Raw genomic sequence first — 18,912 nt, forward strand, 5'->3', positions numbered from 1 at the left:
ATGCGCCTGATCCCCAACAACACCAACTTCGACTTCTTCGGCAAGCGCTACATCGGCTATGCCGTGACGATCTTCTTCGTCCTCGCCTCGATCCTCTCGCTGGCCACCAAGGGCCTGCACTTCGGCCTGGACTTCACTGGCGGGATGGTGGTCGAGGTGGCCTACCCGCAGGCGGTGGAGCTGGACAAGGTGCGTACCGCGTTGAGCAGCAAGGGGCTCGGCGGCGGGGTAGTGCAGCACTTCGGCGCGAGCAACAACGTGCTGGTGCGCCTGCCTCCGCAGGAGGGGGTCAAGCAGGCCGAGCTCTCCGGCCAAGTGCTGGAGGCCATGCGCACGGTGGATGCGGGGGCGGAGATGCGCCGGGTCGAGTTCGTCGGGCCCGCGGTGGGCAAGGAGCTGATCGAGAACGGCGCCATGGCGATCCTGTTCGTCCTGCTCGGCATCATGGCCTATGTCGGCCTGCGCTTCGAATTCAAGCTGGCCTTCGGCGCGATCCAGGCGCTGGCCCACGACGTCATCATTGTGCTCGGCTTTTTGAGCTTCTTCGAATTCGAGTTCGACCTTGCCGTGCTGGCTGGGGTGCTGGCGGTGATGGGCTACTCGATCAACGACACCATCGTGGTGTTCGACCGCATCCGCGAGAACTTCCTCAAGATGCGCAAGGCCACGCCCATCGAGGTGATGAACCGCGCCACCAACGACACCCTCTCGCGCACCACCATGACCTCGCTGACCACCTTCCTGACCGTGCTGGTGCTGTTCTACCTCGGCGGGGATGCGGTGCACGGTTTCGCCTATGCCCTGATCGTCGGCATCCTCTCCGGAACTTACTCGTCGATCTTCGTCGCCTCCTCGCTGGCGCTGGCGCTGGGCCTGAAGCGGGCCGACCTGCTCAAGCCGGAGAAGGCCGAGGCAGAGGCGGACGGGCGGCCGTAAATCAGCAGTGTAGGGTAGGGTAGGAGGCCCGCCCTCGGGCCGATGGGGCTTGCGCCCGATCGCGGCGGGGCGCCGCTCCTACCCACGAGGGCCAGGCCGATGACGTGCCTCCCCTTGCAAACGCGCGGGGAGGGCAAGGATTCAGCGGTGGTACTCCGGCCCCACGCTGTTCTGCACCACGGTCAACATGCTGTGCAGCAGACGGGGGTTGGCGGCGATGACGTTGCCGCTCCTCATCGAGTTGTCGCCGCCGGCGAAGTCGGTGATCATGCCGCCCGCCTCGCGCACCAGCAGCAGGCCCGCCGCCATGTCCCAGGGCTTGAGGGCGAATTCCCAGTAGCCATCCAGGCGGCCCGCGGCCACGTAGGCGAGGTCCAGGGCCGCGGAGCCCGCGCGGCGGATCCCGGCGATCGGACCGAGCATGCCGCGCAGGGTGGCGAGGAAGGGCTCGATCGGCTGGTCGTCGCGGAACGGGATGCCGGTGCCGAGCAGGGCGCCTTCCAGGCCCTTGAGACCAGTGACACGGATGCGGCGGCTGTTGAGGAAGGCGCCACCACCGCGGCTGGCGGTGAACAGCTCGTCCTTGACCGGGTCGTACACCACCGCCTGCTCCAGCCGGCCCTGGTGCTCGAGGGCGATGGAGATGGCGTACTGCGGGATGCCATGCAGATAGTTGGTGGTGCCGTCGAGCGGGTCGATAATCCACTGGAAGTCGCTGCCGCCCTGGCCGCTGCGGCCTGTCTCCTCGCCAAGGAAGGCGTGCTGGGGGTAGGCCTTGCCGAGAATGTCGAGGATCACAGCCTCGGCCTGGCGGTCGATCTCGGTGACGAAATCGTTGCGTTGTTTGCTTTCGACATTCAGGCTGTCGAGGCGCGAGCTGGCGCGCAACATGACGGTGCCCGCGGCGCGGGCGGCGCGCACGGCGGTGTTCAGCATCGGATGCATGACGACGAATCTGTGAAAGAAAGATGACTCAACAGGATACCACAGCCGGACCGAGCATTCCCGGCCAGGACCCGCGTTTTGCGCGCCTTCGGATTGTACTGGTCGGCACCACGCATCCCGGCAACATCGGCTCCACCGCGCGGGCCATGAAGACCATGGGCCTTGCCCGGCTGATGCTGGTCGCCCCGAAGGCGAGTATCGATACCGAGGCGGAGGCGATGGCCTCCGGGGCGACCGATGTGCTCCGGTCCGCGCAGATCGTTGAATCCCTGGACGCGGCGCTGGCCGGCTGCCACTGGGTGGTGGGCGCCAGCGCCCGCCTGCGCGATGCACCGCACGAGCTTTTAACGGTGCGCCAGGCCGCCGGACAGGCCGCCCGGGAGCTCACCCAGGCGGGCCGCGAGGTGGCCCTGGTGTTCGGCCGCGAACACGCCGGCCTCACCAACGCCGAACTCGGACGCTGCCACGCCCACATGGTCATCCCCGCCAACCCGGGTTACAGCTCGCTCAACCTCGCCCAGGCGGTGCAGGTGACCGCCTACGAGCTACGCCAGGCCCTGCTGGAGGATGAGGGTATCCTGCCAGCCGTTGAACTCCCAGCGCCCGCCCCGCATGATGCGGTGGAGAACCTGCTCGCGCACTGGCAAGCGGTGCTCGAGGGACTGGGCTTCCTCGACCCTGCCAATCCGCGCCACCTGATGCAGAAGCTGCGCCATCTCCTGCAGCGCGCCCGCGTCACGCCGAACGAGGTCGACATCCTGCGCGGCATGCTGACCGCGGTGCAGCGACACACCCACAGACAGGACTGACCATGTTCGACCGCATCCGCGAAGACATCCGCAGCGTCTATGCGCGCGACCCCGCCGCCCGCAACGCCTTCGAGGTGCTGACCACCTACCCTGGCCTGCATGCCGTGTGGCTGCACCGCGTAAGCCACTGGCTGTGGCAACGCCGGCTGCGCTGGCTGGCGCGTTGGCTCTCCACCCTCGGCCGCTGGCTGACCGGGATCGAGATCCACCCCGGGGCCAGGATCGGCCGCCGCTTCTTCATCGACCACGGCATGGGCGTGGTGATCGGCGAGACCGCCGAGATCGGCGACGACTGCACCGTCTATCACGGCGTGACCCTCGGCGGCACCAGCTGGAAGGAGGGCAAGCGCCACCCCACCCTGGAGGACAACGTGGTGATCGGCGCCGGGGCGAAGATCCTCGGTCCGATCACCTTGGGCGCGGGCTGCCGGGTGGGCTCGAACGCGGTGGTGCTCAAGGACGTGCCGCCCGGCGCCACCGTGGTCGGCATCCCCGGCCGGGTGGTGCAGCAGCGCGGCGAGGCAGACCGCAAACGCGAGGCGATGGCGCAAAAGCTCGGCTTCGACGCCTACGGCGTGGCGCAGGACATGCCTGACCCCGTGGCGCATGCGATCAACTGCATGCTCGACCACATCCAGGTGCTGGATGCCCGGGTCGAGCAGCTCTCCGCCCAGGTGCGGGCGATGGGAGGCGAGGTCGAGACCGGAGCACTGCCGCCCTTGGACGAGGTGGGCCTGTCGGAAGGTGGCCCGGACAATGCCCCATCAAAAACAGGGACAAATAGTTGACCTTCTGGCTTGGGATTGTATCCTATCCGTTGTTGAACATTTCGAGCTGGAGACGGCCATGCGCCTGACCACCAAGGGCCGCTACGCGGTGACCGCCATTCTTGACCTCGCCCTGCATCAGGGCCACGGACCCATCACGCTCGCGGACATCGCCGAGCGCCAGGGCATCTCTCTCTCCTACCTGGAGCAGCTGTTCGCCCAGCTGCGCCGCCGCGGCCTCGTGGCCAGCACCCGCGGCCCGGGTGGCGGCTACAATCTCGGCCGCCCCGCCTCGCAGATCAACGTGGCCGAGGTCATCTCCGCGGTGGACGAGTCGCTCGACGTCCGCCGCTGCGAAGGCAAGGGTGACTGCCAGGACCACACCAAGTGCCTCACCCATGACCTGTGGACCGACCTGACGAGCCAGATCCATGCCTTCCTCTCCGGCATCACCCTGGAGTCCCTGATGCAACGCCGCGACGTGCTGGAGATCGCCGAGCAGCAGGACCTGCGCATGCGCTTCGGCGACACCGACGAGCGCCGAATCGTGCCCATTCACAGCGAGGCCTGAGCCGCATGAGCATTACCCTGACCGAGAAGGCCGCGAACTACGTCAAGGACTACCTCGCCCGCCGCGGCAAGGGGATCGGGCTGCGGGTCGGGGTCAAACCTTCCGGCTGCTCGGGGCTGTCCTATGTGCTCGAGTATGCCGACGAGATCCGCCCGGAGGACGTCGTGTTCGAGAGCCATGGCGTGACCGTGGTCACCGACCCCAAGGGCCTGCTCCACCTCGATGGCTCGGAACTGGACCTGGTGCGCGAGGGCCTGAACGTCGGGCTCAAGTTCAACAACCCGAACGTGAAGGACTCCTGCGGCTGCGGCGAGAGCTTCACCGTCTGATCATGAACGCCTTCGAGCTCTTCGGCTTCACCCCCGCCCTGGACATCGACGAAGCCCAGCTCGCCGAGCGTTTTGCCCGCCTGCGCGCCCAGTTCCACCCCGACCGCTTCAGCCTTGCCAGCAGCCTGGAGCGCCGGCTCGCCGTGCAGCGCGCGGCCGACATCAACGATGCCCACGCCATCCTGGCCGATCCGCTCCGCCGGGCCAGCCACCTGCTGGAACTGCGCGGCGGGGCGACGGATGAGGCCGAGACGCTGCAGGACCCCGCCTTCCTCATGCAGCAGATGGAACTGCGCGAGGCCCTCGACACGGCGCAGGATGAGGCGACCCGGGCCCGCCTGCGTGCGGAGGTCCAAGGGTTGTGGGACACGACCTGGGCCGCGCTCGACCAGGCCATCGACGGTGGTGACCTGGCCGAGGCCCGCCGCCTGCTCCAGCGCCTGCAGTTTCTGGCGCGCTTCCTCGAACAACTCCCCCGCTGAGCACCCCATGGCCCTGCTGACGATCGCCGAACCCGGCCAGACCCCCGCCCCGCATGCCCGCCGCCTGGCGATCGGCATTGACCTCGGCACCACCAACTCGCTGGTCGCCTCGGTCATCAACGGCGTGCCGGAGTGCCTGGCGGACGAGGCCGGCGAGGTCATCCTGCCCTCGGCGGTGCACGTGGCGGAGGATGGCGCGATCACGGTGGGGCGCGAGGCCAAGGCGCGCGCCGCAAGCGATCCCGAACACACCTTCCTCTCGATCAAGCGCCTGATGGGACGTGGCATGGACGACGTGCGCCAGATGCAGCCGCGCCCGCCCTACCGCTTCATCGAGGGCGAGGATGCCGTGCCGCGCATGGCCACCCCGCGCGGCCCCCTGAGCGCGGTGGAGATCTCCGCGGAGATCCTCAAGGCCCTCAAGGCCCGCGCGGAGGCGCGGCTGGGCGGGGAGCTCACTGGCGCGGTCATCACCGTGCCGGCCTATTTCGACGAAGCCCAGCGCCAGGCCACCCGCGATGCCGCACGCCTGTCCGGCCTGCACGTGCTGCGCCTCTTGAACGAGCCGACCGCCGCCGCGCTGGCCTACGGGCTCGACCGCCAGGCCGAGGGGCTGATTGCGGTGTACGACCTGGGCGGCGGCACCTTCGACATCTCCATCCTGCGCCTGAGCCGTGGGGTGTTCGAGGTGCTGGCCACCGGCGGCGACACTCAGCTCGGCGGCGACGATTTCGACCAGGCCGTGGCCGTGTGGCTGATGGAGCGCGCGGGGCTCAGCGTGGCGGAAGGCACCTGGCTTGCCGCCAGCGAGGCGCGCCAGATCAGCCGCACCGCCTGCGCCATCAAGGAGGACCTGAGCGGCAAGGAGCAGGCCTGCGCCAAGCTGACCCTGCGCGGCGAGACCCTCTGGCAGGGCTGTCTGACCTGCGCCGAGTTCAACACCCTGGCCGACCCGCTGATCGAGCGCACCCTCGCCGCCTGTGAGCAGGCCCTGCGCGACGCCGGCCTGAGCACCGCCGACATCCAGGAGGTGGTGATGGTCGGCGGCGCCACCCGCACCCCCAGGGTGCGCGAGCGGGTGAGCGCCTTCTTCGGCCGCGAGGTCTTGACCGACATCGACCCGGACAAGGTCGTCGCCCTGGGCGCGGCGTTGCAGGCCGACGTGCTAGCCGGCAACAAGCCGGCCGACGAGATGCTGCTCTTGGACGTCATCCCACTCTCGCTCGGGATCGAGACCATGGGCGGGCTGGTCGAGCACATCATCCCGCGCAACACCACCCTGCCGGTGGCCCGCGCGCAGGAGTTCACCACCTTCAAGGACGGTCAGACCGCCATGACCCTGCACGTGCTGCAGGGCGAGCGCGACACGGTCGAGGGCTGCCGCTCGCTCGCCCGCTTCACCCTGCGCGGCATCCCGCCGATGGTGGCGGGCAAGGCGCGGGTGCGGGTGACCTTCCAGGTCGACGCCGACGGCCTGTTGACCGTCAGTGCCCGGGAGAAGACCTCGGGCGTGTCCGCCGAGATCCAGGTCAAGCCCTCCTACGGCCTCACCGAGGAGGCGATCGAGCGCATGCTGCGCGACTCCTTCGAGCATGCCAGCGAGGACATCGCCGCACGCCGCCTGCGCGAGGCGCGGGTCGAGGGGCGGCGCAGCCTGGAGGCGATCGACGCCGCCATCGCCGCGGACGGCGACCTGTTGACCGAGATCGACCGTCCGATCGTCGATGGCGCGCGCGAACTGCTCGCCCGCGCCATCGAGGGCGAGGACCCGGATGCCATCGTCGAGGCCATCGGCCAGCTCGAAAGTGCCGCCCTGCCGTTTGTCGAGCGGCGCATGAACCGGGCGGTCCGCACCGCGCTCGCCGGCCACAGCCTCGGCGAGGTGGCCAACGAATACAGCCAAGGTAAGTAACGCCATGCCACGCATCATCTTCCTGCCCCACGAACGCCTGTGCCCCGAGGGCGCGGTGGTCGAGGCCGAGCCCGGCACCACCATCCTCGATGCCGCGCTCGCGCACGACATCGACATCGAGCACGCCTGCGAGAAATCCTGCGCCTGCACCACCTGCCACGTCTGGGTGCGCGAGGGGGGCGAGAGCCTGGAGCCACCGTCCGAGTGCGAGGACGACATGCTCGACAAGGCCTGGGGGCTGGAGCCTGACTCGCGCTTGTCCTGCCAGGCGATGGTGGGCGAGACCGACCTTGTGGTCGAGATCCCGAAGTACACCATCAACCTGGCCTCGGAGGGTCACTGAGATGAACTGGACCGACATCGAGGACATCGCCATCGCGCTCGATGAGGCCCACCCGGAGGTCGATCCGCAGTGGGTGCGTTTTACCGACCTGCACGCCTGGGTGCTGGCCCTGCCGGGCTTCACCGGTGACCCGGAGAAATCCAACGAGAAGATCCTCGAAGCAATCCAGATGGCCTGGATCGACGAGCGGGGCTGAGCGCCCACACTTGGGCCATCGCATGATCGTCTGCAACGCTCGCGCAAGGTGAAAACGCAGCATGCAGAGGCATCCTCCTTCGCCCTGCCGGGTTGTAGGAGGCCCGCCCTCGGGCCGACGCTTGCGCATGGTAGCTTGTCGCGGCGAGGGCGCCGCTCCTACACCGGGGGGAATCCAACAGGCTCATGGGATCGGGGCGCCCATACATTCCCTTTATCAGGCGAGTCAACCCGCATACAATGGCGGGTTCAAGTTTCTTGACCATTCTTTCCGGAGTCCCTAGACCATGGCCGTTGAACGCACCCTTTCCATCATCAAGCCCGATGCCGTCGCCAAGAACGTGATCGGCGCCATTTACAGCCGTTTCGAGAACGCTGGCCTCAAGATCGTCGCCGCCAAGATGATGCATCTGACCCGCGAGCAGGCTGAAGGCTTCTACGCCGTGCACAAGGAGCGTCCCTTCTTCGGCGAGCTGGTCAGCTTCATGATCTCCGGCCCGGTCATGATCCAGGTGCTGGAGGGTGAGGATGCCGTCGCCAAGAACCGCGACCTGATGGGCGCCACCGACCCGAAGAAGGCCGCCCCGGGCACCATCCGCGCCGACTTCGCCGACAGCATCGACGCCAACGCCGTGCACGGTTCCGACAGCCTGGAGAACGCGAAGATCGAGATCGACTTCTTCTTCAAGGCGAACGAAATCTGCCCGCGCTGAACGCTGGACGATCCCTCGTGGGCATGATCGCAAGCGGCGACAAGATCAACCTGCTCGGCCTGCCGAAGGGCAAGCTCGAACAGTTTTTCGTCGAGATGGGCGAGAAGCCCTTCCGCGCCGTGCAGGTGATGAAGTGGATTCACCAGCGCGGCGTGACGGACTTCGCCGCCATGAGCGATCTGTCCAAGGCCCTGCGCGAGAAGCTCGCGCAGGTCGCCGAAATCCGCATTCCTGAGGTGCAGCACGAGCAGCGATCCCGCGACGGGACGATCAAGTGGGTGCTGCGCCTCGATTCAGGCAACAGCGTGGAGATGGTCTACATCCCCGAACGGGAGCGGGCCACGCTGTGTGTCTCCTCCCAGGTCGGCTGCGCGCTGGCCTGCACCTTCTGCTCCACCGGGCGGCAGGGCTTCAACCGCAACATGAGCGCGGCCGAGATCGTCGCCCAGCTGTGGATGGCCGAGCACCGGCTGGTGGACACCCTGCTGCCTTCCGAGCGCAAGATCAGCAACATCGTATTCATGGGCATGGGCGAACCCCTGCTCAACTTCGAGGCGGTGGTCGATGCCGCCGAGATCATGATGGAGGACAACGCCTTCGGCCTGTCCAAACGCCGGGTGACGGTCAGCACCTCCGGCGTGGTGCCGGCCATGGCGCGCCTGCAGGAGCGAGTGGACGTCTCGCTCGCCGTCTCCCTGCACGCGCCGAACGATGCCCTGCGCGACGTGCTGGTGCCGCTCAACCAGAAGTATCCACTCAAGGAGCTGATGGCCGCCTGCGATGCCTACGCGCCGAATGCCCCCACCGGCAGCATCACCTACGAATACGTGATGCTTCATGACGTGAACGACACCGACCGGCACGCCGAGGAGCTGATCGAGCTGTTGCGCGGCCGCCCGGCCAAGGTCAACCTGATCCCGTTCAACCCGTTCCCGCAGTCCGGCTACCAGCGTTCGAGCAACGAGCGCATCGACCGCTTCATGCGCCGCCTGGAGGCCGCCAACATCACCACCATCCCGCGCCGCACGCGCGGAGATGACATCGACGCCGCCTGCGGCCAGCTGGTCGGCGAGGTGGAGGACCGCGCCCGCCGTGCCGAACGGCTGGAGCGCATGGCGCTGAGGCCCGCGTCCTGATGGCCCGCCCAGCCTGGCTCGCCGCCCCCCTCCTCGTGGCCGTGCTGACGGGCTGCAGCTCCAGCCCTGCGCGGGACGAGCCCCCGTCCGACAACGCCCGCGCGGCACAGATCAACGTCCAGCTGGGGCTGGGCTACCTGCAGCGCGGGCAGAAGCAGGCCGCCGCGGAGAAACTCGCCCGCGCACTGGAGCAGGACCCGAAATCGGCCCTGGTGCAACACGCCAATGCCCTGCTGCAGGACGTCCTGGGCGAGACGGAGGCCGCCGACCGCCACTTCCGCCGCGCCATCGAGCTTGACCCGAAGGACTCCGAGGCGCGCAACAACTACGGCGCCTTCCTCTGCCGCCTCAAGCACACCGACGAGGGGGTGGCGATGCTCGAACAGGCGCTTGGCAACCCGCTCTACGCCACCCCCGAATTCGCCTGGTCAAACATCGGCCAGTGTCGCCGTCAGGCCGGCCAGCTGACCGAGGCCGAGACGGCGCTGCGCAAGGCGGTGCAGCTCAACCCCCGTCTGGCCTCGGCCTGGCTCCAGCTCGCACAGACCCAGTTCGAACGTGGCGAGGCCATGCAGGCGCGGGAGAGCCTCAAGCGCTACCACGACCTGGCCCCGCAGGACCCCGCGAGCCTGCTGCTCGGGGCGCGCATCGAACAGGCGCTGGGACAGCGCCAGGCGCAGGCGCATTACGAGCTGCTCCTGCGCGGCAAGTTTCCTGATTCCGACGAGGCCCGTCGCCTCGGGGAGATGCCAAGGTGAGTTCATCGACCATGGATGATGCTGCAACGGGGCTGGGCGAACACGCCGGGCTGGGGGAGATGCTGCGCAAGGCCCGCGAGGCACAAGGACTCACGCCGGCCGCACTGGCGCGCCAGCTGAACCTGGATGTCCGCCTGATCGAGGCGCTGGAGGCCGAGAACCTTGCCGCCCTGCCCGCCCCGGTCTACGTGCGGGGCTACCTGCGCCGGCTGGCGCTCAATCTTGCGCTCGATGAGGGCGCCCTGCTGCGGGCCCATCAGCGCCTGGTCGGCACGACCGAACCGGCGCCCCTGCGCAGCACCCCGCCGATCGAAACGATGAAGTCCCCCCCCGAGGGCGGGCGACGCTGGCCGTGGCTCGCGGGCGGGCTCATCCTGGGGGTGGTGGCCTTGGGGTTTTATGGTGCGTCGCTCTTGCCCAACACCTGGATTGAATCGATTTCCGAGCCCACACCCAGCGTGACGGGGCTGCCCCCCGCGCCAGCCACCACCACGCTGCCGGTGGCGCCCGCCATCCCGCTCGCCATCGAGCCGCCCCCGCCGCCGGCCGCAAGCGCTGAAGCAACGCCCGCCCCCGTGGTCGGAGAGGTCTCAGCCCCCACCCCGACCCCGCCAGTGGCTGAACCTACACCGACCCTCGGCCTGGAGCTGCGTGCCGACAAGACCGAGAGCTGGGTCCAGGTCAAGGACGCCGCAGGTAAGGTGCTGTTCGAGGGCGTACTCAAGCCGGGCAGCACCCGCCAGCTCGATGGCGCTCGGCCCTTCCAGGTCGTGATCGGGCGGGCGGAGGCGGTGACCCTCAGCCTCGATGGCAAGCCGGTCGATCTGGCGCCGTATGGGCGGCCGAATGGCAAGGCCTTCATCGCCCGGCTCGGAGGCTGATCCATGCAGTTCACCCACGTGATCCCGCGGCGCAAATCACGCCAGATCATGGTCGGCAAGGTACCGGTCGGCGGCGATGCCCCGATCAGCGTGCAGAGCATGACCAATACCGAGACCTGCGATGTCGCCGCCACGGTCGCGCAGATCCTGGCGCTCAAGCAGGCCGGGGCCGACATCGTGCGTGTCTCGGTACCGAGCCTTACGGCCGCCGAGGCCTTTGGCGAGATCAAGCGGCGGGTCGGCTGCTTTCCGCTGATCGCCGACATCCATTTCGACCACCGCATCGCCCTGCGGGTGGCCGAGCTCGGGGTGGACTGCCTGCGCATCAACCCGGGCAACATCGGCCGTGAGGATCGGGTGCGGGCGGTGGTCGAGGCCGCGCGTGACAAGGGCATCCCCATCCGCATCGGGGTCAACGCGGGCTCCTTGGAGAAGGACCTGCAGGAGAAGTACGGCGAGCCCACGCCCGAGGCCCTGGTCGAGTCCGCCCTGCGCCACGTCGAGATCCTCGAACGGCTGAACTTCCCGGACTTCAAGGTCAGCCTCAAGGCCTCGGACGTCTTTCTTACCGTGGAGGCCTACCGCCTGCTCGCCAAACAGATCGAGCAGCCGCTGCACCTCGGGATCACCGAGGCCGGTGGCGCGCGCGCCGGGGCGGTGAAGTCCGCCATTGGCCTAGGCCTTTTGCTCGCCGAGGGGATCGGCGACACCCTGCGCGTGTCGCTCGCCGCCGACCCGGTGGAGGAGATCAAGGTCGGCTGGGATATCCTCAAGAGCCTGCACCTACGCTCGCGCGGGATCAACCTGATCGCCTGTCCCTCCTGCTCGCGCCAGCAGTTCGACGTGATCAAGACCGTCAACCTGCTGGAGCAGCGGCTGGAGGACATCGACACCCCGCTCGATGTGGCAGTGATCGGCTGCGTGGTCAACGGCCCGGGCGAGGCGCGCGAGGTGGCCGTGGGGCTCACCGGCGGCAAGCCCAACCTGCTCTACATCGACGGCATACCGCACCACAAGGTCGAGAACGAACACCTGGTGGACGAGCTCGAGCGCACCATCCGCGCCAAGGTGGCGGAGAAACAGGCCAAGGACGCCGCTGAACATTGACATGGTAGGAGCGGCGCCTCGCCGCGACGCGTATCGCGGCGAGGCGCCGCTCCTACAAGGCACAACGACCATGAGCAAGCACATTCAATCCATCCGCGGCATGCACGACGCCCTGCCGCACGAGACCCCGGGCTGGCAACGCCTGGAGGCCATCCTGCGCGAGCTGATGGCGGCCTACGGCTACCGTGAGATCCGCACCCCCGTGGTCGAGCAGACCGCCCTGTTCAAGCGCTCCATCGGCGAGGTCACCGACATCGTCGAGAAGGAGATGTACACCTTCGAGGATCGCAACGGCGAGAGCCTGACCCTGCGCCCCGAAGGCACCGCCTCCTGCGTGCGCGCCTGCCTGGAGCACGGCCTGCTGCACAACCAGCAGCAGCGCCTGTGGTACATGGGCCCGATGTTCCGCCACGAGCGCCCGCAGAAAGGGCGTTACCGCCAGTTCCACCAGCTCGGGGTGGAGACCTTCGGCATGGCGACCCCGGAGCTCGACGCCGAACTGATCCTGATGGCCGCCCGCCTGTGGCGCGAGCTTGGGCTGGCCGACGAGGTCAAACTTGAGATCAACACCCTCGGCTCCAACGAGGCGCGCGCCAAGTACCGCGAGCACCTGGTCGCCTACCTGCGTCAGCATCACGACCGGCTGGACGAGGACAGCCGCCGCAGGCTCGAGACCAACCCGCTGCGGGTGCTGGACTCCAAGAATCCGGAGGTGCGCGCGGTGTTGCAGGACGCCCCGCGTCTGGACGAGCACCTGGACGAAGAGTCCCGCGCCGACTTCCTCCGCCTGTGCGACCTGCTGCATGCCGCGGGCATCCGCTACGAGGTCAACCCCAACCTCGTGCGCGGGCTGGATTACTACAACAAGACCGTGTTTGAATGGGTGACCACGCGCCTGGGCGCCCAGGGCACCATCTGCGCGGGCGGCCGGTTCGATGGCCTGGTGAGCCAGCTCGGCGGATCGCCCACCCCGGCGGCGGGCTTCGCCATCGGCCTCGAACGGCTCCTGGCCCTGCTGGGTGAGGGCTTCGGCGAGGCCCAGGCGCAGGCCGCCGCCCCGCATGTCTACCTGGTCTCGCTGGGGGCGGACGCCGAGCGCGAGGCCCTGGTGCTGGCCGAACGGTTGCGCGACCAGCTCCCCGGGTTGCGCTTGCAGAACAACGCCGGCGGCGGCGGCTTCAAGGCCCAGTTCAAGCGCGCCGACAAGTCCGGTGCGGCCTTCGCGGTGGTGCTGGGTGAGGATGAGGTGCGCCAAGGGGTAGCCCAGCTCAAGCCGCTGCGAGGTGAGGGCGAGCAGGAGGCCATCGCCCTCGATGCGCTGGCCGAGATATTGCGCGCCAGGTTGTTTGGCTAATGGGGCACGTCCCCTCCCCCCTGGTGGGGGAGGGTTAGGGAGAGGGGGCTAAGTCTCAACGGGCCATCACCCTCTCCCCCAGCTCCTCCCCATCGAGGGGGAGGGGAGAAGCAAAAATTCAGACCGTACTTGAGTTGCAGGAGTAAGGCCCGTGGCCGTTGACATCCACGAAGAAGAACAGGTCGAGGCGCTCAAGCGCTGGTGGCGCGAGAACGGCAAGGCGGTCATCGCCGGCCTGCTGCTGGCGGTGGCCCTCGTCCTTGGCTGGCAGTGGTGGCAGGCACGCCAGGAGGCGCGCGCCCACCTGGCCGGCCAGGTCTATGCCGAACTCCTGGCCAAGCTGGACCAGGCCCCGGCCGAGGCCCGCCCCGCTGCCGAACGCCTGCTGAACGAATTTGCCGGTAGCACCTATGCCGACCTGGCCGGCCTCGCGCTCGCGCGCATCGAGGTCGAGGGCGGCCAAGCGGATGCGGCACGCGCCCGCCTGCAGCACCTGACCGCCCATGCGCGGGACGAGTCGGTGCGCACCCTCGCCAGCCTGCGCCTCGCGCGCCTGGAGTGGGGGGAGGGCCATGCCGAGGCGGCCCTGCGGCAGCTCGAAGGCAAGCTGCCGGACGCCTTCCGCGCCGAGGCCGACACCCTGCGCGGCGACGTGCTGGTGTCCCTGGGCCGGCTTGAGGAGGCGCGCAAGGCCTATGACGCCGCGCTGGCCCAGGCCACCCTGCAGGGGCAAGAGACCGGCCTGATCCGAATCAAGCGTGATGATCTGGGAGGGTCCACCGATGGCGCGGCTGTCCAAACGAACTGAATGGCTGTCCATGGGGCTCCTCGCCCTCGCCCTCGCGGTCGCCTTGGGCGGCTGCAGCGGCAAGCGTGACCATGTCGAACCGCCCACCAAGCTGGCCGATATCCAGTCCAGCTTCACCCCACGTGAGGTCTGGTCCGCCTCGGCCGGCAGCGCGGATGGCAGCGGGCTGCTCAGCCTGGCTCCGTTCGTCGCCGAAGGCCTGGTGGTCGCGGTGGACGTGCGCGGCCAGGTGAGCGCCTTCGACGCTACCAGCGGCACCCTGCGCTGGCGGCGGGAGGTCGGCTTCGCCGTCAGCGGCGGCGTGGGCGGCGGCATGGGTCTGGTGCTTGTCAGCGGCCGCAAGGGCGAACTGGCGGCCCTGGAGCTCGCCACCGGCGAGCCGCGCTGGCGCGTGGAGACCGGCAGCCTGGCCTATGCCCCGGCGGTAGCCGGTGCGGGTCGCGTCGCCCTGCGTGGCCTGGATGGCCGCCTGCTGGTGCTCGACGCGGCGAATGGCGAACGCCTGTGGGCAGACACCCGCCCCGTGCCGCCGCTCTCCCTCCAGGGCACCAGCCGCCCGCTGCTGCTCGAGGATGCGGTGATCGCAGGCTTCGACAACGGCGAGCTGAGCGCCTATGCCCTGGCCAACGGACGCAAGCTGTTTACCCTCAACGTCGCCCTGCCCAAGGGCCGCTCCGAGGTCGAGCGCATGGTGGACGTGGACAGCACCCCGCTGCTCGACCGCGGCGTGCTCTATGCCCTGGCCTATCAGGGCCGTCTGGTGGCGATCGATGCGGCCACCGCCCAGACCCTCTGGGCGCGCGAGCTGTCCGGCTTCAGCGACCTGGCACAGGACCGCGGTGCGCTGTACCTGACCGACGCGCGTGGCGCGGTGATGGCCGTCGACAAGCGCAGCGGCAAGTCGCTGTGGACCCAGGATGCCCTGCTGCACCGCGGCGTGACCGGCCCGACCGTGGTGGACGGCATGGTCGTGGTGGGGGACCGCGAGGGCTACCTGCACTGGCTGTCAGCCGAAGACGGCCGCCTGCTGGCCCGCCTGCGCCCGGTCAGCAGCGCGCTGACCGCTGCACCGCGCACCGACGGCGAGCGCCTGTACGTGCAGGGGCGCGATGGACGGCTGGTTGCCGTGAGCGCCCGCGCCCCCACCTCGCCTTGAGGCCTTCCTGCGCGCTGAATCATCGTGTCGAGGTCGCACCTGTTGGCCCCCTGGGCGTTGCCGCTCTGGGGGCTTCTGCTTTTGGCCCTGCTCGCCTGGCTTGTGCCGCGCCAGACCGGCAAGCTCGCGGAGCAGGCCCTGCCCGGCGTGCTGGCCGAACTGTCCCGCAGTCTGCAGGCGCAGGCAACGCTCGAAGCCTATGCGCGGGGCTGGCGGGATGCCCGGGCGAAGATCCTGCTCACGCACGCGGGGCTGCGCGATCCGATCCCCCTCGAGGTGAACCTGCGCCACGGCCCCTGGCTGGGCGAGGGTGGCTTCGGCTGGCTCTCGGCCCGCATTCCCTGGCCGGAGCAGGGCGGGATCGTGCCCTTCCCCCCGGGCGAGCGGCTCGAGCTGCGCCTTAAAATCGACCTGCTCGGCCGCACCCGGCTGTGCCTCTGGCGCCTGACAGGCAAGACCCCCGACAAGCTGGGCGAGGTGCGGATCGAAATCAACGCCGTTCCGGACGGCGCTGGGTCACCGCAAGGGGGCCCCCTCAGGGCGGAATCCATGGATGGACTCCGCCGCGATCTGGTGAGCCTGATCGGCGAGACCCGCCTGCCCGGCCTGCTGCTGACCACGCGCGCAGGTGAGCTCCGCCTGGCCGAGGTGGACCTGCGGCTGAGGCTGGAAAGGCAGGAGGATGGGCTGGCCGGCGTCGTCGGGCTCGATGCCCGGCGCGCGGCCTTCGGGCGAGGCGAGGGGGCCTGGCTGATCGAGCAGCCCTGGCTGGACCTGACCCTGGACAGCCAGGACCGTCTGGAACTGCGTTGGACCAGCGTGCGGGGCGGCCAAGTCTTGGGCAGGCTCGATGGGGCCATGCGCTGGCGGGATGTGGACTGGACTGCCCTGCGCGCGAGCCTCGATCGGCGCGCCCTGCGCCTGAACGACCCGCCGCGCCTGCGTCGTCAGCTGGACCGCCTCGGCCTCGCGCTGGGGGAGGGGGAGATCGTGCTGGAACGCCTCACCCTCGAGCAACCCTCCGGCCGGCTCGATCTCGAGGGCCTGCTGCGCGGCCGCGATGCCCCGACCGGCCTGCGCCGCCTGCACCTGGACCTGCGCCTCGGTCTGGCGCGCCCCGTGGCCGTGCAACTGCTTTGCGCCAGCCGCTGGGTACAGGATACGGCGGGGGCGGAGCGCCTCTTGTCCGCCCTCGAGGAACAGCACATCCTGGTGGACGATGGCACCATGCTGCGCGGCGCCCTCACCCTGTGGGACGGTGCCCTGACCCTCTCGGGCCGCCCAATGGTGCTGGAGGAGGTGCTGGGCGCACCATTGAATTCCGACGGCATGGACTGAACATTCATGCCGCATAATCCACAACATGGCGCCGGACATCTCCCGGCGCGTACCGAGCGAATCCACGCATGAAACCCGTCATTGCCCTGGTGGGCCGACCGAACGTCGGCAAGTCCACCCTCTTCAACCAGCTGACCCGCTCGCGCGACGCCCTCGTCGCCGACCTGCCGGGCCTCACCCGCGACCGCAAGTATGGCAGCGCGCGCCTTGCTGAGCGCGAGGTCATCGTCATCGACACCGGCGGCCTGTCCGGCGAGGAGGCCGTGCTCGATGCGCGCATGGCCGAGCAGACCTGGCGTGCGGTGGACGAGGCCGATGTGGTGCTGTTCCTGGTCGACGCGCGCGCGGGGCTCACCGCCGCTGACGAGCAGGTGGCGGAGCAGCTTAGGCGCAAGAACAAGCCCATCCTGCTGGTCACCAACAAGATGGACGGCGCCAACGAGGCGACGGTGCTCGGCGAGTTCAGCCAGCTTGGCCTGGGGGAGCCGGTCTACCTGGTCGCTGCCCATGGCCGCGGCCTGCAGGGGTTGACCGAGCGCGTCCTGGCCCAGCTGCCCCCGGCCCCCGAGGCGCTGGACGACGACGCCATCGACGCCGCCGGCATGAAGGTCGCCATCATCGGCCGCCCGAACGTGGGCAAGTCCACCCTGGTCAACCGCCTGCTCGGCGAGGAGCGCATGGTGACCATGGACATGCCGGGCACCACGCGCGACTCGGTCTTCATCCCCTTCGAGCACCACGGCAAGCCGGTCACCCTGATCGACACCGCCGGCGTGCGCCGGCGCGGCCGGGTGAACGACATGATCGAGAAGTTCAGCGTGGTGAAGACCCTGCAGGCCATCGACGCCGCGCAGGTGGTGGTGCTGGTGCTGGACGCACGTGAGGGCATCGTCGACCAGGACCTGCATCTGCTCGGCTTCGTCATCGAACGCGGCCGTGCCCTGATCGTCGCGGTCAACAAGTGGGATGGCCTCACCCCGGATCACCGCGAGCGGGTCAAGGCCGAGCTCGACCGCCGCCTGGCCTTCGTCGACTACGCCGAGACCCTGTTCATCTCCGCCCTGCACGGCTCCAACGTCGGCCTGTTGATGGACAAGGTCGAAAAGGCGCACGCCTCGGCCGGCATCAAGCTCTCCACCCCCAGGCTCACCGAGGCGCTGGAGGTGGCGCAGTTCAAGCACCAACCGCCGCTGGTCAACGGCCGCCGGATCAAGCTGCGCTATGCCCACCAGGGCGGCCGCTTCCCGCCCACCATCGTCATCCACGGCAAGCAGACCGACCGCCTGCCGGGGGCCTACAAGCGCTATCTGGAAAAGTTCTTCCGCGACCAGTTCAAGCTGTACGCCACCCCGGTGCGGCTGGAGTTCAAGACGGACGAGAACCCCTACCAGCCTGAGCAGCGGCGCAACACCAAGTCGCTGATGGAGCACCTGAAGGAGAAGCGGGAGCGCCGGCTGGCGAAGAACAAGGGGCGGCGCGAGGGGAAATAGGAGCGGGCTTCTCGTGGCCCTCTGAGGGAGCCATGATCGGCCCGGGGCGGGCCTCCTACACCGCCGAGCTGTAGGAGCGGCGCCCCGCCGCGATGAGTGCGTGGAGGGTTCGCCGCCCTTGAGGGTTATTCGGCCTTGAGGGTATCCATCAGGTCGATCATGAACTCCGTCTCCTCATGGTCGACCGCCTCCCAGCCCTGGAAGCCGAGGGCCTCGAGCACACCGGAGCCTTTCTCGAGCCCGCCCATGCGCACGAGCAGGTCCTGGATCTCCTCCGCGCTGTCCATCAAACGCGGGCCGACCAGGAAGGCATGCTGGATGTCGGAGATCTGGCTGACCACCAGCGGGCGCAGCTGCTTGCGCACCACCTTGGAGAGGCCATCCCAGGCGTCCTTGAGGAAGAAGCCCACATCCGCCTCACCCTTGAGCAGGGCCTTGGCCACCAGCACGTAACCATCGGCGGTCACCGCCTGGACATTGGTCTTGTTGAGGTCGGCCGGCTCCAGCATGATCATGCCGACCAGGTGGATGTCCGGGTCGTCGGTGCTCACCACCCGCACCCCGGGCGTAAGGTCCTCGACGTGCTGTACCGGGCTGTCGGCCGGCACCGCGATCACGCATTCGTCGGCGATGCCGAGCGGGCGGGCCACGGCGCGGAACCCCTTCTCGCGCACCAGCATGGAGGCATCGAAGGGGTTGGCGTAGATCAGGTCCACCCGGTCCGCACGGATGGCCGCACGCTGGGCCTCGAAGCTGTCGTACATCTCCAGGTGGATGTGCAGACCGAGGTTGCGCTGCAGCCAGGTGTTGAAGATGTACCAGCCGGAGATGTGGTCCGGGGTGAAATCGGGGCTGACGGTCAGTTGGTAGACGGTATCCATA

General features: G+C 68.8%; 21 protein-coding genes. 19 read left to right on the plus strand and 2 right to left on the minus strand.

Annotation, left to right across the window (positions count from 1 at the left end):
* Positions 1-936, plus strand: a complete 936-nt coding sequence (secF, locus tag V6D91_RS05145) for a protein translocase subunit SecF (protein WP_347318372.1) — start codon at positions 1-3, stop codon at positions 934-936.
* A 141-nt stretch (positions 937-1,077) separates the two neighbouring features.
* On the opposite strand, the gene V6D91_RS05150 is transcribed toward secF, so the two are convergent.
* Positions 1,078-1,881 (minus strand): inositol monophosphatase family protein, encoded by an 804-nt coding sequence (locus V6D91_RS05150; RefSeq protein ID WP_347318374.1) that lies wholly within the window; start codon positions 1,879-1,881, stop codon positions 1,078-1,080.
* Between the two features lie 23 nt (positions 1,882-1,904).
* Between V6D91_RS05150 and V6D91_RS05155 the strand changes: the two genes are divergently transcribed.
* The 18 genes from V6D91_RS05155 to der all read left to right on the plus strand — a co-directional run bounded on the left by V6D91_RS05155 (position 1,905) and on the right by der (position 18,030).
* Positions 1,905-2,690: an RNA methyltransferase gene (locus V6D91_RS05155; RefSeq protein ID WP_347318376.1), complete on the plus strand. Its 786-nt coding sequence runs from the start codon at positions 1,905-1,907 to the stop codon at positions 2,688-2,690.
* Between the two features lie 2 nt (positions 2,691-2,692).
* On the plus strand, positions 2,693-3,478 hold the full coding sequence (cysE, locus tag V6D91_RS05160) for a serine O-acetyltransferase (RefSeq protein WP_347318377.1): 786 nt from the start codon (positions 2,693-2,695) through the stop codon (positions 3,476-3,478).
* 58 nt (positions 3,479-3,536) lie between these two features.
* Entirely contained in the window at positions 3,537-4,028 is a 492-nt protein-coding gene (locus tag V6D91_RS05165; RefSeq protein WP_347318379.1) for a Fe-S cluster assembly transcription factor, read from the plus strand.
* A 5-nt stretch (positions 4,029-4,033) separates the two neighbouring features.
* Positions 4,034-4,357 carry an iron-sulfur cluster assembly protein IscA gene (gene iscA / locus V6D91_RS05170; protein ID WP_347318380.1) on the plus strand — a complete coding sequence of 108 codons (324 nt, stop codon included), beginning with the start codon at positions 4,034-4,036 and terminating at the stop codon, positions 4,355-4,357.
* A 2-nt stretch (positions 4,358-4,359) separates the two neighbouring features.
* Positions 4,360-4,839, plus strand: coding sequence for a Fe-S protein assembly co-chaperone HscB (gene hscB / locus V6D91_RS05175; RefSeq protein WP_347318382.1), 480 nt, complete (start codon positions 4,360-4,362; stop codon positions 4,837-4,839).
* 7 nt (positions 4,840-4,846) lie between these two features.
* Positions 4,847-6,751, plus strand: a complete 1,905-nt coding sequence (hscA, locus tag V6D91_RS05180) for a Fe-S protein assembly chaperone HscA (protein ID WP_347318384.1) — start codon at positions 4,847-4,849, stop codon at positions 6,749-6,751.
* Positions 6,752-6,755: 4 nt separating this feature from the next.
* A complete protein-coding gene (gene fdx / locus V6D91_RS05185) occupies positions 6,756-7,094 on the plus strand; it encodes an ISC system 2Fe-2S type ferredoxin (RefSeq protein ID WP_347318386.1) in 339 nt (112 codons plus the stop codon).
* Between the two features lies 1 nt (position 7,095).
* On the plus strand, positions 7,096-7,290 hold the full coding sequence (gene iscX, locus V6D91_RS05190; protein ID WP_347318388.1) for a Fe-S cluster assembly protein IscX: 195 nt from the start codon (positions 7,096-7,098) through the stop codon (positions 7,288-7,290).
* Between the two features lie 286 nt (positions 7,291-7,576).
* Positions 7,577-8,002 (plus strand): nucleoside-diphosphate kinase, encoded by a 426-nt coding sequence (gene ndk, locus V6D91_RS05195; RefSeq protein WP_347318390.1) that lies wholly within the window; start codon positions 7,577-7,579, stop codon positions 8,000-8,002.
* Positions 8,003-8,025: 23 nt separating this feature from the next.
* Positions 8,026-9,138, plus strand: coding sequence for a 23S rRNA (adenine(2503)-C(2))-methyltransferase RlmN (rlmN, locus tag V6D91_RS05200; protein WP_347318392.1), 1,113 nt, complete (start codon positions 8,026-8,028; stop codon positions 9,136-9,138).
* Positions 9,138-9,896 carry a type IV pilus biogenesis/stability protein PilW gene (gene pilW / locus V6D91_RS05205; RefSeq protein WP_347318394.1) on the plus strand — a complete coding sequence of 253 codons (759 nt, stop codon included), beginning with the start codon at positions 9,138-9,140 and terminating at the stop codon, positions 9,894-9,896. Before rlmN ends, pilW begins: the two co-directional genes overlap by 1 nt.
* On the plus strand, positions 9,893-10,777 hold the full coding sequence (locus tag V6D91_RS05210) for a helix-turn-helix domain-containing protein (protein WP_347318396.1): 885 nt from the start codon (positions 9,893-9,895) through the stop codon (positions 10,775-10,777). The genes pilW and V6D91_RS05210 overlap by 4 nt, the downstream gene beginning before the upstream one ends.
* Before the next feature lie 3 nt (positions 10,778-10,780).
* Positions 10,781-11,884, plus strand: coding sequence for a flavodoxin-dependent (E)-4-hydroxy-3-methylbut-2-enyl-diphosphate synthase (gene ispG / locus V6D91_RS05215; protein WP_347318398.1), 1,104 nt, complete (start codon positions 10,781-10,783; stop codon positions 11,882-11,884).
* A 70-nt stretch (positions 11,885-11,954) separates the two neighbouring features.
* Positions 11,955-13,238, plus strand: coding sequence for a histidine--tRNA ligase (hisS, locus tag V6D91_RS05220; RefSeq protein WP_347318399.1), 1,284 nt, complete (start codon positions 11,955-11,957; stop codon positions 13,236-13,238).
* Between the two features lie 151 nt (positions 13,239-13,389).
* Entirely contained in the window at positions 13,390-14,046 is a 657-nt protein-coding gene (locus V6D91_RS05225) for a tetratricopeptide repeat protein (RefSeq protein ID WP_347318401.1), read from the plus strand.
* Between the two features lie 10 nt (positions 14,047-14,056).
* A complete protein-coding gene (gene bamB / locus V6D91_RS05230; protein ID WP_347318402.1) occupies positions 14,057-15,202 on the plus strand; it encodes an outer membrane protein assembly factor BamB in 1,146 nt (381 codons plus the stop codon).
* Between the two features lie 24 nt (positions 15,203-15,226).
* Positions 15,227-16,540, plus strand: a complete 1,314-nt coding sequence (locus tag V6D91_RS05235; protein WP_347318404.1) for a hypothetical protein — start codon at positions 15,227-15,229, stop codon at positions 16,538-16,540.
* Positions 16,541-16,608: 68 nt separating this feature from the next.
* Positions 16,609-18,030 (plus strand): ribosome biogenesis GTPase Der, encoded by a 1,422-nt coding sequence (der, locus tag V6D91_RS05240; RefSeq protein ID WP_347318406.1) that lies wholly within the window; start codon positions 16,609-16,611, stop codon positions 18,028-18,030.
* Between the two features lie 125 nt (positions 18,031-18,155).
* Here der and V6D91_RS05245 read toward each other — a convergent pair whose 3' ends face one another.
* Positions 18,156-18,911: a phosphate/phosphite/phosphonate ABC transporter substrate-binding protein gene (locus tag V6D91_RS05245; RefSeq protein WP_347318408.1), complete on the minus strand. Its 756-nt coding sequence runs from the start codon at positions 18,909-18,911 to the stop codon at positions 18,156-18,158.
* Position 18,912: the final 1 nt, after the last annotated feature.

It is taken from the genome of Thiofaba sp. EF100, from assembly GCF_039822285.1.
Taxonomy (GTDB): domain Bacteria; phylum Pseudomonadota; class Gammaproteobacteria; order Halothiobacillales; family Halothiobacillaceae; genus Thiofaba.

Coding starts and splice junctions, on each gene's coding strand:
- cysE (WP_347318377.1), top strand. CDS start 2,693: ATGTTCGACCGCATCCGCGAAGACATCCGCAGCGTCTATGCGCGCGAC.
- hscA (WP_347318384.1), top strand. CDS start 4,847: ATGGCCCTGCTGACGATCGCCGAACCCGGCCAGACCCCCGCCCCGCAT.
- V6D91_RS05155 (WP_347318376.1), top strand. CDS start 1,905: ATGACTCAACAGGATACCACAGCCGGACCGAGCATTCCCGGCCAGGAC.
- der (WP_347318406.1), top strand. CDS start 16,609: ATGAAACCCGTCATTGCCCTGGTGGGCCGACCGAACGTCGGCAAGTCC.
- bamB (WP_347318402.1), top strand. CDS start 14,057: ATGGGGCTCCTCGCCCTCGCCCTCGCGGTCGCCTTGGGCGGCTGCAGC.
- V6D91_RS05245 (WP_347318408.1), bottom strand. CDS start 18,911: ATGGATACCGTCTACCAACTGACCGTCAGCCCCGATTTCACCCCGGAC.
- iscX (WP_347318388.1), top strand. CDS start 7,096: ATGAACTGGACCGACATCGAGGACATCGCCATCGCGCTCGATGAGGCC.
- pilW (WP_347318394.1), top strand. CDS start 9,138: ATGGCCCGCCCAGCCTGGCTCGCCGCCCCCCTCCTCGTGGCCGTGCTG.
- rlmN (WP_347318392.1), top strand. CDS start 8,026: ATGATCGCAAGCGGCGACAAGATCAACCTGCTCGGCCTGCCGAAGGGC.
- V6D91_RS05165 (WP_347318379.1), top strand. CDS start 3,537: ATGCGCCTGACCACCAAGGGCCGCTACGCGGTGACCGCCATTCTTGAC.
- V6D91_RS05150 (WP_347318374.1), bottom strand. CDS start 1,881: ATGCATCCGATGCTGAACACCGCCGTGCGCGCCGCCCGCGCCGCGGGC.
- secF (WP_347318372.1), top strand. CDS start 1: ATGCGCCTGATCCCCAACAACACCAACTTCGACTTCTTCGGCAAGCGC.
- ndk (WP_347318390.1), top strand. CDS start 7,577: ATGGCCGTTGAACGCACCCTTTCCATCATCAAGCCCGATGCCGTCGCC.
- hscB (WP_347318382.1), top strand. CDS start 4,360: ATGAACGCCTTCGAGCTCTTCGGCTTCACCCCCGCCCTGGACATCGAC.
- hisS (WP_347318399.1), top strand. CDS start 11,955: ATGAGCAAGCACATTCAATCCATCCGCGGCATGCACGACGCCCTGCCG.
- iscA (WP_347318380.1), top strand. CDS start 4,034: ATGAGCATTACCCTGACCGAGAAGGCCGCGAACTACGTCAAGGACTAC.
- ispG (WP_347318398.1), top strand. CDS start 10,781: ATGCAGTTCACCCACGTGATCCCGCGGCGCAAATCACGCCAGATCATG.
- fdx (WP_347318386.1), top strand. CDS start 6,756: ATGCCACGCATCATCTTCCTGCCCCACGAACGCCTGTGCCCCGAGGGC.